This is a genomic window from Amycolatopsis sp. w19, assembly GCF_051373225.1.
Classification (GTDB): Bacteria; Actinomycetota; Actinomycetes; order Mycobacteriales; family Pseudonocardiaceae; genus Amycolatopsis; species Amycolatopsis japonica.
Map to the genome: position 1 here is coordinate 221,030 of NZ_JBPQFM010000007.1, position 14,215 is coordinate 235,244.

The 14,215-nt window shown below is 69.0% G+C and carries 12 protein-coding genes; 5 read left to right on the top strand and 7 right to left on the bottom strand.

Annotated elements, in window-relative coordinates:
- Position 1: 1 nt before the first annotated feature.
- Positions 2–817: a response regulator transcription factor gene (locus tag ACSMFO_RS17240; protein WP_436459519.1), complete on the bottom strand. Its 816-nt coding sequence runs from the start codon at positions 815–817 to the stop codon at positions 2–4.
- A 107-nt stretch (positions 818–924) separates the two neighbouring features.
- Between ACSMFO_RS17240 and ACSMFO_RS17245 the strand changes: the two genes are divergently transcribed.
- Positions 925–2,550, top strand: a complete 1,626-nt coding sequence (locus tag ACSMFO_RS17245) for an AMP-binding protein (protein WP_436459521.1) — start codon at positions 925–927, stop codon at positions 2,548–2,550.
- Positions 2,551–2,644: 94 nt separating this feature from the next.
- On the opposite strand, the gene ACSMFO_RS17250 is transcribed toward ACSMFO_RS17245, so the two are convergent.
- Complete coding sequence (locus ACSMFO_RS17250) at positions 2,645–4,714, bottom strand: AMP-binding protein (RefSeq protein ID WP_436459522.1); 2,070 nt, start codon at positions 4,712–4,714, stop codon at positions 2,645–2,647.
- Between the two features lie 256 nt (positions 4,715–4,970).
- Here ACSMFO_RS17250 and ACSMFO_RS17255 point away from each other — a divergent pair, with 256 nt between their 5' ends.
- On the top strand, positions 4,971–5,696 hold the full coding sequence (locus ACSMFO_RS17255; RefSeq protein ID WP_038523255.1) for a flavin reductase family protein: 726 nt from the start codon (positions 4,971–4,973) through the stop codon (positions 5,694–5,696).
- Here ACSMFO_RS17255 and ACSMFO_RS17260 read toward each other — a convergent pair.
- Positions 5,627–8,182 carry a P-loop NTPase fold protein gene (locus ACSMFO_RS17260; protein ID WP_436459525.1) on the bottom strand — a complete coding sequence of 852 codons (2,556 nt, stop codon included), beginning with the start codon at positions 8,180–8,182 and terminating at the stop codon, positions 5,627–5,629. The genes ACSMFO_RS17255 and ACSMFO_RS17260 overlap by 70 nt on opposite strands.
- 107 nt (positions 8,183–8,289) lie before the next feature.
- Between ACSMFO_RS17260 and ACSMFO_RS17265 the strand changes: the two genes are divergently transcribed.
- Positions 8,290–9,540 (top strand): MFS transporter, encoded by a 1,251-nt coding sequence (locus ACSMFO_RS17265; protein WP_436459526.1) that lies wholly within the window; start codon positions 8,290–8,292, stop codon positions 9,538–9,540.
- Here ACSMFO_RS17265 and folE read toward each other — a convergent pair.
- On the bottom strand, positions 9,530–10,126 hold the full coding sequence (gene folE, locus ACSMFO_RS17270) for a GTP cyclohydrolase I FolE (RefSeq protein ID WP_038512743.1): 597 nt from the start codon (positions 10,124–10,126) through the stop codon (positions 9,530–9,532). The two genes, ACSMFO_RS17265 and folE, sit on opposite strands and share 11 nt — an antisense overlap.
- A gap of 136 nt (positions 10,127–10,262) precedes the next feature.
- On the opposite strand from folE, the gene ACSMFO_RS17275 reads away from it, so the two are divergent.
- Positions 10,263–10,979: a helix-turn-helix transcriptional regulator gene (locus ACSMFO_RS17275; RefSeq protein ID WP_436459602.1), complete on the top strand. Its 717-nt coding sequence runs from the start codon at positions 10,263–10,265 to the stop codon at positions 10,977–10,979.
- A 4-nt stretch (positions 10,980–10,983) separates the two neighbouring features.
- Here the strand turns inward: ACSMFO_RS17275 and ACSMFO_RS17280 are convergent, their stop codons facing one another.
- Positions 10,984–11,436, bottom strand: coding sequence for a carboxymuconolactone decarboxylase family protein (locus ACSMFO_RS17280; RefSeq protein WP_395867242.1), 453 nt, complete (start codon positions 11,434–11,436; stop codon positions 10,984–10,986).
- A gap of 34 nt (positions 11,437–11,470) precedes the next feature.
- Positions 11,471–12,166 carry an SDR family NAD(P)-dependent oxidoreductase gene (locus tag ACSMFO_RS17285; protein WP_073843601.1) on the bottom strand — a complete coding sequence of 232 codons (696 nt, stop codon included), beginning with the start codon at positions 12,164–12,166 and terminating at the stop codon, positions 11,471–11,473.
- 72 nt (positions 12,167–12,238) lie between these two features.
- Here ACSMFO_RS17285 and ACSMFO_RS17290 point away from each other — a divergent pair, with 72 nt between their 5' ends.
- Positions 12,239–12,823: a TetR/AcrR family transcriptional regulator gene (locus tag ACSMFO_RS17290; RefSeq protein WP_436459528.1), complete on the top strand. Its 585-nt coding sequence runs from the start codon at positions 12,239–12,241 to the stop codon at positions 12,821–12,823.
- Here ACSMFO_RS17290 and ACSMFO_RS17295 read toward each other — a convergent pair.
- Positions 12,820–14,196 (bottom strand): cytochrome P450, encoded by a 1,377-nt coding sequence (locus ACSMFO_RS17295; protein ID WP_436459530.1) that lies wholly within the window; start codon positions 14,194–14,196, stop codon positions 12,820–12,822. The two genes, ACSMFO_RS17290 and ACSMFO_RS17295, sit on opposite strands and share 4 nt — an antisense overlap.
- Positions 14,197–14,215 lie beyond the last annotated feature (19 nt).

Here is a 14,215-nt window from a genome sequence, read left to right on the forward strand (position 1 = left end):
GTCAGGGGAGCAGGCCGGCCCGCCGCGCATGCGTGACGGCTTGCAGCCGCGAGGTCGCGTCGAGTTTGCGCATCGCATCCCGCAGGTAGCTCTTGACCGTCTCCGCGGTCAGGCCCAGCCGGTGCGCGATCTCGGCGTTCGTCAGCCCGAGCGCGACGAGCGAGACCGTGTCGAGCTCCCGCGGCGCCAGGCGCAGCGCGGAGGAAACGGCGCCGGTGAGGTTCTCGCACACCGCGTCGAGGCGGTCGCGGAGAATGCTGTCGTCGATCTGGCCGGAGAGCGCCCGTAACTCCGCGTAGACCTCGCGAAGACGTTCGCGCGGAGCGGCCTCCTCGCGGTGTTCGGCCAGCGGTCGTGCCTCGGCCAGCCGCTGCTCGATCTCGTCCTCGACGGCCAACGTCTGTTCGAGATCGCGCGCGGCGTGCAGGGCGGCGGTGATCGTCCGGTCGGAAAGGGTCGCCTCGTCGCGCAGGCCGCCGTAGAGCACGGCGCGGACGCGACGGCGCACGACCACCGGGATGGCGACCACCGAGTGGATCCCCTCGTCGCGGACCGGCTCGTCGTAGTCGTGACTGATCGTGGTGGCGCGGTGGTAGTCGTTGGCGACCACCGGCCGGGTCAGCGCGAGCGCCTTGCCGCCGAGGCCGCAGCCCGCGCGGACGGACAGGCCGTTCAGCGCGGTGCCCCGGTTACCGAGGAACGCGGTCAGCCGCATCCGCGGTGAGGTGCCGGCGATCCCGGCGAAACCGACCGGCAGGCCGGTGTCCTGGCGCAGGTCCGAGACCGCGCCGAGCAGCTGGGCGTCGTCGACCGGCATCGGCTCACCCTCCTCGGTGATCCCCCTCGATCGGGGGTGGTGGGCGGGCCGGGCCCGCCCGCACCATTTCCGGAACTGTACGCCTTCGCCACGTCCCGGGAGAAACGATGACCGAAGCACACGTCCGGCGGTTGCTCGAGGTCTACGACGACGAGCGGGCCAGTGCGGCGACGCTGTTGTGCGACCGGCATCCGGCGGAGGCGGTCGCGTTCACCGTGGTCGAGGCGGATCTGACCAGTGTGGACCTCACCTACGGCGAGCTGCGTGAGCGGTCCGAACGCTTCGCCGGGGCGCTGCTCGGTCTCGGGGTCGGACCGGGGGACCGGGTGGCGACACTGATGGGCAAGTCGGCGGAGCTCGTGGTGGCGCTGCTCGCGATCTGGCGCTTGGGCGCGGTGCACGTCCCGCTGTTCACCGCGTTCGCGCCGCCCGCCATCGCGCTGCGTATCACCGGCAACGGTACGAAGGCCGTCATCGCCGACGCCGATCAGCGCGCGAAGCTGACGCCGTCCGCCGATCTGCCCGCCGACCCGTCGCGGCGGACCGTGGTGGTCGGAGAAGGCGAGGACGGCGACCTGTCGTTCCGCGAGATGCTGGCCGACGCCGCGCCGCTGCCGGGATCCGCGGAGACCGGTGGTGCCGGCGTCTTGGTCGAGCTGTTCACTTCCGGGACCACGGGCACGCCCAAAGCCGTCCCGATTCCCCTCCGCGCGCTCGCGGGTTTCCAGGCGTACCAAGATTTCGCGCTCGACGTCCGCGCCGACGACGTCTTCTGGAACGCCGCAGACCCTGGCTGGGCCTACGGGCTGTACTACGCGATCATGACGCCGATGGCGACCGGCAGGCGGAGTCTGTTGCTGCACGCGGGTTTCTCCGCCGAACTGACCTGGGCTGTACTGGAGAAGTTCGGCGTCACCAACTTCGCCGCCGCGCCGACGGTGTACCGCGCGCTCCGGAACTCGGCCGCCCCGGTGCCGGACGGCCTCCGGCTGCGGCACTGTTCATCGGCGGGGGAACCGCTGACGCCGGACGTCCTGGAGTGGGCGTCAGCCAAGCTCGGCGTCGGCGTTTACGACCACTATGGACAGACGGAGCTCGGCATGGTGGTCGGCAACGCGTGGCATCCGGACCTCCGCTCGGAGGTCAAACCCGGTTCGATGGGGCGCGTCCTGCCGGGCTTCGCCGTCGAGGTCCTCCGAGAAGACGCCGACGTGATCGCCGAGCCGGGAGAACGCGGACGCGTCGCCCTGGACCTCTCGGCGAGTCCGCTGGTGTGGTTCCGGGGCTACCGCGACGCGCCCGAGCGCACCGCCGCGCGGTTCAGCCCCGACGGACGCTGGTACTACACCGGCGACGTGGCCGCCAAGGACGCCTCCGGCTACCTGACCTTCGCGTCACGAGATGACGACGTCATCCTGATGGCGGGCTACCGCATCGGCCCGTTCGACGTGGAAAGCGTTCTGCAGCAACATCCCGCGGTGGCCGAATGCGCCGTGATCGGGGTCCCGGACGAACTGCGCGGCGAAGTGGTCGTGGCCTACGTGGTGGCGCGCGACGGCGTTTCCGCCGATTCCGCCCTGGTTTCCGAACTGCAGCAGTTGGTGAAGACCCGGTTCGCCGCGCACGCCTACCCGCGTGAGGTGCGCTTCGTGCCGGAGCTGCCCAAGACGCCCAGCGGGAAGATCCAGCGCTTCCTCCTGCGGCAGCGGCACTCGAGCGCGGAACTCGCGTGATCCGAGACGGAACTCGCGTGATTGGGGGCGGAACATCGTCTTCCGCCCTCAATCACGCGTGATACGCCTCCAAGCACGCGAGTTCCGGGAAAGCTCACTGCTCGATCGGCCAGGTTTCGTCCCGTAGTAACCGCTTGAGTACCTTCCCGGTCGCGTTCCGGGGCAACTCCTCGACGAAGTACACGTCGCGCGGGACAGCGAAGCGGGCCAGCCGGTGGTGGATGTAGGCGCGGACGTCGTCCGCGCTCATCCGCGCGCCGCGTTTCGGGACGATGTACGCCGCGAACCGTTGCCCGAACTCGCGATCCGGCACGCCGATCACGGCGGCCTCGTGGACGCCGGGCAGGGCGACGATGGCCTCCTCGACCGGGCGCGGGGACACGTTCTCCCCACCGGACACGATCATCTCGTCCGCCCGGCCGGTGACGAAGAGGCGGCCGGCGGCGTCCTGATAACCGACGTCGCCGGTCGCCATCAGGTTCTCCGCGCGGGGCACGCTGGCTCCGTCGGTGTAGCCCTCGAACAGCATGTCGTTGCCGACGAAGATCTGTCCCTCCCAGCCCGGTGGGACCCGCTTGTGGTCGTCGTCGAGGATGGCGACACGGGTACCGGGCGGGCAGCGGCCGGCGGTGGTCGGCGCCGCGCGCAAGTCCTCCGGCGTGGCGATGCTGGCCCACGAAACCTCTGTGGAGCCGTAGAAGTTGTAGAGCACATCGCCGAAGGTGTCCATGAACTCGGTGACGATCGTGCCCGGCAGCGCGGATCCGCTGCTGGCGACGATCCGCAGCGACGAGAGGTCGTAGCGGCTGCGGATCCGTTCGGGCAGGTCGAGGATGCGCTGCAACATGATGGGGACGGCGAACAGCACACCGCACCGATGTTCGGCGATGGTCCGCAGGATCTCTTCGGCGTCGAACCGGCGGATCAGCGACAGCGAAGCCCGCACGGCCATCCCGATCTGCATCCCGGCGAGCCCCCAGCTGTGGAACAGCGGTGCGGCCACGACGAAGCGGTCCCCGGAGTGCAGCGGAATGCGGTCGAGCATGGCGGCCGACGTCGACAGTCCCTTCGGCGTCGGCCGTCGTGCGCCTTTCGGGGTTCCCGTGGTGCCCGAGGTGAGGACGACGAGCCTGCCGATCCGGTCCACGGGTTTGAGTTTGGTGGCGGGCACCCCGGCGATGAACTGGTCGATCGTCGGGTAGCCGTTCTCGGTCTCCGGCCAGGTGGACAGCCGGAGGAAATCGCCGGGGATGTCGGCGATGATCCGCGAGAACTCGTCGTCGGCGAGCACCGCGACCGGTTTGTGCAGCCCGATCACGTCCGCGACCGCGCCGGCGGACAGGCCGGTGTTGAGCAGGATCGCGTCCACGCCGAGTTTGCTGCACGCGATCAGCGACTCGACCATCGTCGCGTGATTGCGGCACAGCAAGGCGATCCGGTCACGGGCGCGGACGCCGCGGGCCGCCAGCGCGTTCGCGAGCTGATTGCTGCGATCGGCCGTCTGCTTGAACGTCCGGACGTTGCGTTCGTCGTGCAGCGCGACTTCTTCGGGGACCCGCGCGGCGTTGGCCGAGTAGCCGCCGGCGACGGTGGCGCCCCATTGCGAAAGCGACGTGAGCTGCCGCGCGATCTTGTCCGGGCGCGCGGCCGCGAGCACTCCTGCCTTGATCAGCGTGCTCGCCGTGTGCAGCGTGGTGGCCTTGGTGTGCGCCGGTTCGTCCTGAGGTGACGCCGCCCGGCCCGAAAGGTGCAGATCGATCCGCCGGGCCGCCGCGCGGACGGTGCGTTTGAAGGACGCGGCGGACACGAGAGGGGAGTGCGGCGCCGGAAGCATCAGCTGCGCGAGGAGTTCCGTGCCACCGTCGGGGGGCTGCCGCAGCTCGACCGAGACCCAGATGCCGTCGTTCTCGACGCCGCACCACACGACGTGCTCGCCCGGCCGCCAGACCCGCGCCTCGATCTCGCCGACGACGAGCGTTCCTGGCCGCGGTTCCAGCCGGACAAGGCATTTCGGGCCGCGTCCGCGTTCGGCGGGACGCTGGATCTCGCACCAGCTGATCTCCGCGACGAACCTCGAGTAGGACTCGGGATCGCCGATCACTTCCCAAACCTGGCCGGGGGAATGCCCGAGAATCGAGCTCGCCTGGACCACATCGTCTCGCATGCGATTCGCCTCACCACGCGCGTTCGGGTGTTGACCGGGCCGCTGCCGGCGCCTCCTTCGTCGTTCAAGTTCGGCGAACCTACCAGCAATCGGCCGAACGCAATACTCCGAACGACCGCGGGTTCGCGTCCGCCCAAGGGAACCGTCTCGGACGAGGGTAAGTGTTCGGACCGCGCGACGCCCTCCGCCGACGGTGTTGATCGCGACGTCCGATTCTCGCCAGCCTCCCGCACGCGAGGCGGCGAAGCTGACGAACGTGACAGTTTCCACGACGGCGGCCGAGGCCGCGCACACCCGTATCGAGCCCGGAATCCTCTACTTCGGCACCCCGGTGGTGCTCCTCTCGACGGTCGACCAGGCCGGCACCGTGAACCTGGCCCCGATGTCGTCGGCGTTCTGGCTCGGCTGGCGGGGCATGCTCGGGCTGGGCGCGAAATCCAAGACCGCGCAGAATCTCATGCGCAACCGCGAATGTGTTCTGAATCTCCCTTCCGACGCGCTGGCGGCCGCCGTCGACCGGCTGGCGCTGACCACCGGATCGGATCCGGTCCCGTCCCGCAAGTACGAACGCGGCTACCGGCACGAACCGGACAAGTTCGCCCGCGCCGGGCTCACCCCGGTCGCTTCGGAGACGGTCCGGCCGCCCCGTGTCGCGGAATGCCCGGTGACGATGGAGGCCGTCGTCGAGGCCGTCCATCCCCTCGCCGAAGACGATCCGAAACAACGCGGCGGCGTGCTCGTGTTCGAGGTGCGCGTCCAGCGCGTCCACGTCCACGACGACGTGCGGATGCCGGGTACCGAAGACCGGATCGACCCCGACCGGTGGCGGCCGCTGATCATGAGCTTCCAGAAGCTCTACGGCCTCGGCCCGCAGGTCCATCCGTCGACGCTGGCGAAGATCCCGGAGCGGCTCTACCGCGGGCCCGACATCGAGCGGTCGCGGGCGAACGAGAACCGGTTCACCAACGGCAGCCAGCGCTGATAGGACCCGGCCAGCAGTGGCCACGCTTCGCCGGACAGGCCGCGTTCGAGCTTCGGCCGCAGTTCGTGGTCGTTCATCGACGACACGATCTCGACGGCCTTGTCGTCGGGGTCGGTTCCCTCGATGGAGGCGAACCACCGGACGGCGTCCGGATGTCCGACGTGGACCGCGAGCAGCACCAGCACCGCGCGGAACGGCGCCTCACGGTCACCGTCGGAGAGGAACTCCGCGAGGTCTTCTCCGGCGAACCGTGCCCGCAGCAGGCGGTACAGGTTCAGGAGCCGTTTCGCGGCCCGAGGGGACCGGACGAGCGGGGCCAGCGTCGGCAGGAAGTCCAGCTCCTGCGCCGAGATCACCAAGCGAGGAGGGCGGACGTCTATTGTGGACTGTTCGGACGACGGTCGCGGTGCTTCCGCGCGAGGACGAGAACCGATCGCGGCCGGAGAGCGGCCACCGGTGGCCTGATCCGTTCCGGCGGGTGCGGGCGCCGGGGTGGAGTCCTGGACCTCGGTGTCGGCGAGCCCGCGCACGAGCCCCGCGAACCCTGGATCGTCCATGGGGGACAACGTGAACGGCACCTGGAAGATCTTTTCGAGGTAACTCTCGGCGAAGGTTTCCGGGTCGTCGCCGAGCATCTCCTCGTAGTGCTGCTCGACGGCCTTCTTGAGCCATCGGGAGTCGACGCCCACCACGACGACGAACACGGGCAGGGCCAGCAGGAGATGGATGGCTTCGAGGACCTGGACGACGACCTTGGGCGGGCAGCGGTCGAGGTCGTCGATGTAGAGAACGGTCCGTTCGATCTTGCCGGAACCGTGCGGGACCTCGGCGAGCATCGTCGCGAACGTTTCGAGATCCTTGCGCAGCAAGGAGACCACGCCCAGATGCTCGACGTAGTCCGAGACCCGGGACTCGGCGAACGCCACGAGGTCCAGCCCCGGCGCGAGTTCGGCGACCGCCTTTTCGAGCCGGTCGGATTCCGCGTCCAGTTCGGCCAGGCGCCGCTCGGTTTCTTCGTCCTCTTCGGACGGACCGCCGAGTTTGTCGAGCGCCTGGTGGATCCGGTCCGCGCTGGCGCGCATCCGCAGGACGACCGTCAGCGCGGAACTCACCAGCGTGAGCCCGCCGAGCACTCCGGAGACCTGTGACCGGCCGACGAGCAAGGTGACCACCAGGACCGTCACCAGCCCGCCGATCAGGATCAGCAGCGGAACCGGATCCTGCCGCAGGCGTCGCCAGAATTCGGCGACGTCCGAACGCAGCCCACCGGTCTCCTGCGCGAGGCGTTCGAGATCCTCGGCGGTCGGCTGGTCGACACCGATCCTGGACGCGATCCACGCCTTGTCCGCCTCAGTGAGGCTGTCGAACACCGCGAGGACGTATTCGCGCGGCTTCCGTCGCCTTCGCTTCGCTTGTTTCTGCTGGGCCGTCAGGGTTCTGCGTTCGAGGCGGACCGCGCTGAGCCTGCCGAGCAGGGTCTTCTCTGTCTTGCGGCGTTCGGCGAGCAGGTCGGCCTGGCGCTGAAGGTCGTTCTCGGCGCCGCTCGCGGCGAGGTTGTCGAAGATATGCGTGGCGAGGCTGGCGAGGAGGTTCGCTTCGCTGTAGTGCCAGGCGTTGAAGCTGATCTGGCGGACACTCGAACAGTAGGAGGACACGGACTTCCCGTGCGCGCCCGCCTCGGTTTCGGCCGTCCGCGCGGAATCGGCGAGCTCGCGGACGCGCAGCTGCATCTGCCGCATGAAGAAGCTCTTGCCCGAACCCCAGCTGCCGAACAGGCCGATGGACAGGGGAGGGGTGATCATGCGTGAGACCACCAGGTCGGCGAGCATGCGCACGTCGGTGCCGATGCCGAGGCGGTCGACGCCGTCGTCGGTGTCGGGCCGGTAATCGGCGACGTGGGCGGCGAACGGATCCGGATCGGCGTGCTCGGACGCGGCGGGTTTCGACGCGGCGGCGATCTCGTCGATCGTGCGGAGGGGGCCCGCCCCGGGGAACATCTTCTCGGCCCTCACGCGTTCCTGGGCGGAGAGTTCCGGGCCGATGTGGAAGACCGTCGGCGCGAGCTGATCGATCGCCGCGCGGAGTTCCGGGTGTTCGTACTGGCTCGCGTCGACGAGACCCAGCAGCCGGCGCCGGTGATCGATCTCCAGCCACTTGGCCACCGCGGTGGGGGCGCGTCCGAGGGTCTGGGGGAGTTTCTGGTCGAGCCAGAGCGCCGCCGGTCCGTGGTACCGATCAGACAGGAGATCGTCGATCTCCGGCTCGATGACCAATTCCATTCCGGGATGCGTCACGGTCAGGGCTTGCAATGCCGATCGCCTCGCACCCGAGTAGACCTCGTGGACGACGAGGGTGAACCGGCTGTCGGACCTGAGCGCCGTGATGAGCTGCTGGTCGATGTCCCGCGGCAGGTAGGGGCCCGGCTTCATGCCAGGCGCCTTGTTCATCAGCAGGATCGACGGATTGACATCGCGTACCAGCACCATTCGTGGTCCCCTCCCAAGGCCGAACGGAAGGGCAGTCTAGAGGGCGCGTACTCAGCTGTGGGTGAAACTCCGCATCCGTTCGGTCACCGCTCGCTACGTTGGATCTCATGACGGGGGAGCGGCTCGACGGCAGGTACGCGAAGCTCTGGGCGGCCAGTACGACGTCCGCGCTGGGCAGTGGTCTCGCGACGGTGGCGGCGCCGCTGCTGATCGCGTCCCGCACCGACGAACCGCTCGTGGTCTCGGGCGGATTCGCGGTGGCGTGGTTGCCTTGGCTGCTCTTCTCGCTGCCGGGCGGGGTGCTGGTCGACAGGGTGGACCGGCGGAAGCTGATGATCACCCTGGACTGGATCCGCGTACCCGCCGTCGCGCTGCTGGCCGTCGCGATCACGGCGGGAAACGTCGGCATCGCCCTGCTCTACGCCGTCCTTTTCGTGATCAACGCCAGTGAGGTCGTGTTCCGGACGGCGAGCGGGGCGATGCTGCCCGCGATCGTCCCGAAGTCGTTGCTGGAGCGGGCGAACGGGCGGCTGTACGCGGGGACGACGCTGGCCCACGGCATGCTTTCCGGTCCGCTGAGCGGATTCCTGTTCGGCGTCGCGGCGAGTGTCCCGTTCTACGTCAACGCCGGCACGTACGCGGTCAGCGCCCTGCTGCTCGGGCTCATCGCCGGTGCCTATCGCTCGCGGCCCGGCGACGAACCCGGCGAGCCCGTCGTGCGTCGCTCGATGCGGGCGGAGGTGGCCGAGGGATTCCGGTGGCTGGCCGGGCAGCGTTTGCTGCGGACCATGGTCGGGCTGATCGGCATGCTGAACCTGACGCTGGTCGCGGCGACTTCGGTGTTGGTGTTGCTGGCGAAGGAGCGGCTCCAGCTGGGTTCCGTCGGCTACGGCCTGCTGTTCACCTGCATGGCGGTGGGCGGGCTGCTCGGCTCGGTCACCGGAGACCGGCTGATCGCGTGGTGCACGCCGACCTGGACGTTGCGGATCGGTTTGCTGATCGAAGCCGCGACCCATCTTGTGCTGGCGACGAGCACGAACGCGCCGGTCGTCGGGGTGACCTTGTTCCTGTTCGGGGTGCACGGCGCGCTGTGGGGCATCGTCGCCAGCTCCCTGCGTCAGCGGCTCACCCCGCCGGACATGCTCGGCCGGGTCGGCAGCACCAGCCTGTTCATCATCGCGGGCGGCAACTGCGTCGGCGCGTTGCTCGGCGGTGCGGTGGCGACGAAATTCGGGCTGACGACGCCGTACTGGGCCGGTTTCGTGGTGGCGGTGCTCGTTTCCGCGCTCACCTGGCGGGTGTTCGACCGTGCGGTCGTCTCCGCGGCCTACGCGGAAGAACCCGCGGTCAGCCGTTGATGCCGGTGAGGGCGAAGAATTCCTGCCGCGAACGGGCGTCTTCGCGGAGTGTGCCGAGCAGGGTGGAGGTGACGGTGCTGGACCCGACGGCCTGGACACCGCGCAAGGTCATGCACGAGTGCTCTGCTTCGATCACCACGCCGACGCCACGGGGTTCGAGCTGCTCTTCGAGCCAGTCGGCGACCTGCTTCGTCAGGCGCTCCTGAACCTGCGGACGGCAGGCGAAATGCTCGACGATCCTCGCCAGCTTGGACAGGCCGAGGATCCGGTCGCCGGGCAGGTAACCCACGTGCGCGACGCCGACGAACGGCAGCAGGTGGTGCTCACAGACGGACCGGACCGGGATTCCCCTGGCGAGGACGAGTTCGTCGTAGCCCTCGTCGTTGGGGAAGGTCGTGAGGTCGAACGGGCGAGGGGTGAAAAGCTCGGCGTACGCGCGTGCCATCCGGCCCGGCGTGCCGCGGAGGCTCTCGGAGTCCAGTGAGATGCCCAGTGCGGTGAGGAGATCGGCGGCCGCGGCCTCGGCGGCCGCCAGGTCCGGCCCCGGCCCGGTTTCGTGCACGACGCGCAAGGCGGGAGTGGACATTGGGCCTCCTAGGCTGAACGCGATCCCCAGTGGTTATTTAACCAAGACTTTTGGGTGTTTTGTCACCCGCGGGCTCATCTTACATGGTAGATCCCTGATCCAGAGTGTTCCGTCGGTTGAGATAGGCGATATCGTGGTGTACGTGACAGTGCCCGATCCGGACGGCCTCGACGTCCCCGCCATCGCCGCGGTGGCGGCTCTCGACGACGACCTTCGCCGGGGTATGTACGCCTACGCGCGGCGCGAGCGGCGCCCGGTCACCCGGGACGAGGCGGCGGCCGCGGTAGGGATCTCCCGCAAGCTCGCAGCCTTCCATCTCGACAAACTCGTGGACGCCGGGCTGCTCAGATTCGGTTTCGCGGCGGGCCCGGTGGTGAAGGTGGGGCGCAGGCCGAAGGTCTACGAACCCGTCGACGACACCATCCAGGTGCAGCTTCCCGCCCGGCGGCATGAGGTGCTCGCGGACATCCTCGCCGAGGCCGTGCTCGCCGAGGAGACCGGTGAGACGGCGAGGGAGGCCGTCCGCCGCGTCGCGGGGGAGCGGGGCTTCGCGGCGGGTGAGGAGGAACGCGCGCGGACACGGCCCGGCAGGCTCGGTGCCGAACGTGCGCTCACCGTGGCCGAAGGGATGCTTCGCCGCTATGGCTTCGAACCGAGCCGGGACAGCAGGACCTGCGTCCGGTTGCGGAACTGTCCGTTCCATCCGCTGGCCGAGAAGGCCCCGGACCTGGTCTGCGGGATCAACCAGGCCTTCTTGGCCGGTTTCCTGAACGGCGTGCGCGCCGGGAACGTGGAAGCGGCCCTCGTTCCCGGCGCGGCCGAGTGCTGTGTGGAGCTACGGCAGGCCGAATAGCCCGTCAGGCGGCGCCGGCGATCTGCCGGGTGGCGACGTTGAGCCGGTTCCAGGTGTTGATGGCGGCGATCGAGAGGACCAGGCTGGAGAGCTGCTTTTCGTCGTAATGACGAGCCGCCTCGTTCCAGACCGCGTCGTCGACCGGGTCGGCCCGGTCCGCGATCCGGGTGAGTGCCTCGGCCAGCGCGAGCGCCGCGCGTTCGGCGTCGGTGTAGTAGGCGGTGTCGCGCCACGCCGCCACGGTGAAGATGCGCTCGTCGGACTCGCCTGCCTTGCGCATTTCCTTGGTGTGCATCTCCAGGCAGCCGCTGCAGCCGTTGATCTGGCTCGCGCGGACGTGCATGAGGTAGTGCGTGGTGTTCGGGACACCGGTGTCGCCGGCCGATTCCGACAACGCGATCAAGGCTTTCAGGGTGGCGGGGTTCGACAGGGCGGGGTTCGGGATGCGGGTTTCCATACCGGTCTGACGGATCCCGAAGCGGAGATGTGACCTACCAGGGCACGATTTCGCCGTAGAGATCCAAGAACTGCAGACCGGGTGCGCCCGCCTGCGCTTCGAGGACGTCGACGACGGCAGGCATGCTCTCCGCGGCGGTGAGAGGAGCGCCGGAGCCGCCGAGCGGCGTCTGGTTGTGGCCGGGGTGGATGAGGAGCTTGGTGTGCCCGTCCTCGGCGTACCGGGTCGAGTAGCTGCGCATCAACTGGTTGAGCGCGGCCTTGCTGGCCTTGTAGGCCTCGAATCCCGGCCTCGTGTTCAGCGAGATGCTGCCCTGCCTCGACGACATGACCGCGACGGTGCCACCAGGTACGACCAGGTCGCGAAGTGCTTCCAGGGTGCGCAGCGGGCGCAACGCGTTGGTGATCATGACTTCGGCGAAGGTCTCGGTGGAGACCTCGGTGATCGGCAGATTCCCGCGGTCGATCGCGGCGTTGACGAAGAGCAGGTCGAGCTTGGTGCCGTCGAGCCGTTCACGCAGGGCGGCGAGCTGCTCGTCGCTGGTCATCTCCAGTGATTCGACCCGCAGCCGCCCGTTCGAGGCGTCGGCCTTCTCCTGAAGATCGCCTCCGCTCTGGCGCGTGGTGGCGACGACCTGCCAGTCGCGCCGGGTGAGCTCCTCGGCCAGGGCCAGTCCCAGGCCGCGCGAAGCGCCGATGACGAGAGCCTGGCGCTCGGTTGTTCGAGACACGAAAACTCCTTGAGGAAGGGATTTGTCTAGACGAGACGTTGCGTCTCGACAATAGCGCGGTAAGGTGGCCGCATGCCAGCGGTGAATTCGCAGCCCCGCAGGGCGCGCTCCGGCAACCAGCGCGACGAGGCCGCCCGCCTGGCCGTGCTCCATGCCGCGGACGACCTGCTCGTCGAGCACGGTTTCGCGCGGTTGACCATCGAGGCGATCGCGCGGCGGGCGGGGGTCGCCAAGCAGACGATCTACCGCTGGTGGCCGTCGAAGGTCGAGATCCTGCTCGACACGCTCATCGAGGACAGTGAAAAGCGCTTCGCGGTCCCGGTGGACAAGCCGTCCGAGCTTCGCGGCTACTTCCGCGGCTACGCGCGGTTCGTCACCCGAGACCCGGCAGGCAAGGTCCTGCTCGCGCTCATCGCCGAGGCGCAACACAGCCCTGAGACCGCAAAGAGCCTGCACGACCGTTATCTCGGCCCGCGTCGTGAGCTGGAACGCGACCTCCTCGCGTGCGGGATCGAGGCGGGCGAGGTCTCGACCGCGCTGGACCTCGACGCCGCGCTCGACGCCGTCATCGGCCCGATCGTCTATCGAGCGCTGACGGGAGCGAGTGTTCCCCGCGCCCTGGTGGACGCCCTGGTCGACGGACTGCTCAAGGCTTAGGCAGGCACCGAAGCGCGGTCGCGGAGCGAGACCTCCAGCTTGAAGCCCTCCGGCTTGAGGGTCAGCAATTCCTGCACCTTCAGCCGGTAGGACGGGTCGCTCCGCAGGTCGTACCGGCTCAGCAGCATGCCGAGCACCAGCGTCGCCTCGTGCAGGGCGAACTGCCGCCCGATGCAGGCGCGCTCGCCGGTGCCGAAGGGTTTGTAGACGTGCGCCGGCCGGGCACGGTTGCGTTCCGGAGAGAAGCGGTCCGGGTCGAACGACTCGGGATCGTCTCCCCAGACGGGATCGCGGTGCAGCGCAGGGATGAGGACCAGCGCCCACTGCCCCTTCCGCATCGGGTACTCGCCGCCGACGACGGTGTCCACCTGGGCTTGGCGTGCGAACGCGGGCGCCGTCGGCCAGAGCCGGAGCGCTTCGTCGAGCACTCGCCGCACGTAGCGGAGCTTGGCGACCTCCTCGTAGGAGGGATCCGGGTTCTCACCCCAGACCTTGTCCACTTCGGACCGCGCGCGGGCCAGGACGTCCGGGTTGCGGGCGAGGTAGTACAGGGCGAACGACAGCGCGCCCGACGTGGTTTCGTGGCCTGCCACGAGGAAGGTGATGATCTGGTGCCGGATGTTGTCCTCGTCCAGTGCCGCGCCGGTGCTCGGCTGCGTGGTGTTCAGCATGAGCCCGAGCAGGTCTTCGGTGCTCGGATCGTTCCGGCGTGCCTCGATCACGTCGGCGACGACGGAGTGCAGGAACGCGAGGTCGGCTTCGTTGCGCTGATTGGCTTTCCGGCTCAAAAGCGGGCCGATGACCGGCGGCTGGATCGCCTTCCTCTGCGCGTGCCGCAGCGTGCGGACCATCGCGGCGACGAACGGATGCGGTTCGGCGCGTTCGAACGACGAGAAGCTGTAGCCGAAACCCGTCCGGCCGATGGTCTCCAGCGTCAGCTTGGTCATGTCGTCCGCGACGTCGACTTCGCCGCCCCTGTCCCAGGTGTCCAGCAGTTCGCGGGTGATCGCGAGCATCGTGGGGTGGTAGCGCTGCATGGCGTTGCGGCTGAACGCGGGCGCGAGGATCTCGTGCGCACGCCGCCAGTTCGGCTCTTCGTTGTGCGCGGTGAACAGCCCGTCGCCGCCGAGCGGGCGGAGGTTGGAGATCGCGGGAGTGACGTGCTTCGCGAACCGCTTCTCGTCGGAAAGGTCGGCGACCATCTCAGCGCCGTGCACGAACACGATGCTCCGGCCGAACACCTTGCGCTCGAAGACCGGGCCCAGCTCGGCCGCGTGCCGCATCGAGTCCTGGACCGGCGTCTTCGGCGAAACGCCGAGCACGTCCCCGATCAGCGGAATCCGTCGCGGGGGATGGGGGAGAGCGGTGGCCATCGAGCCCCTCCAGGGTGAG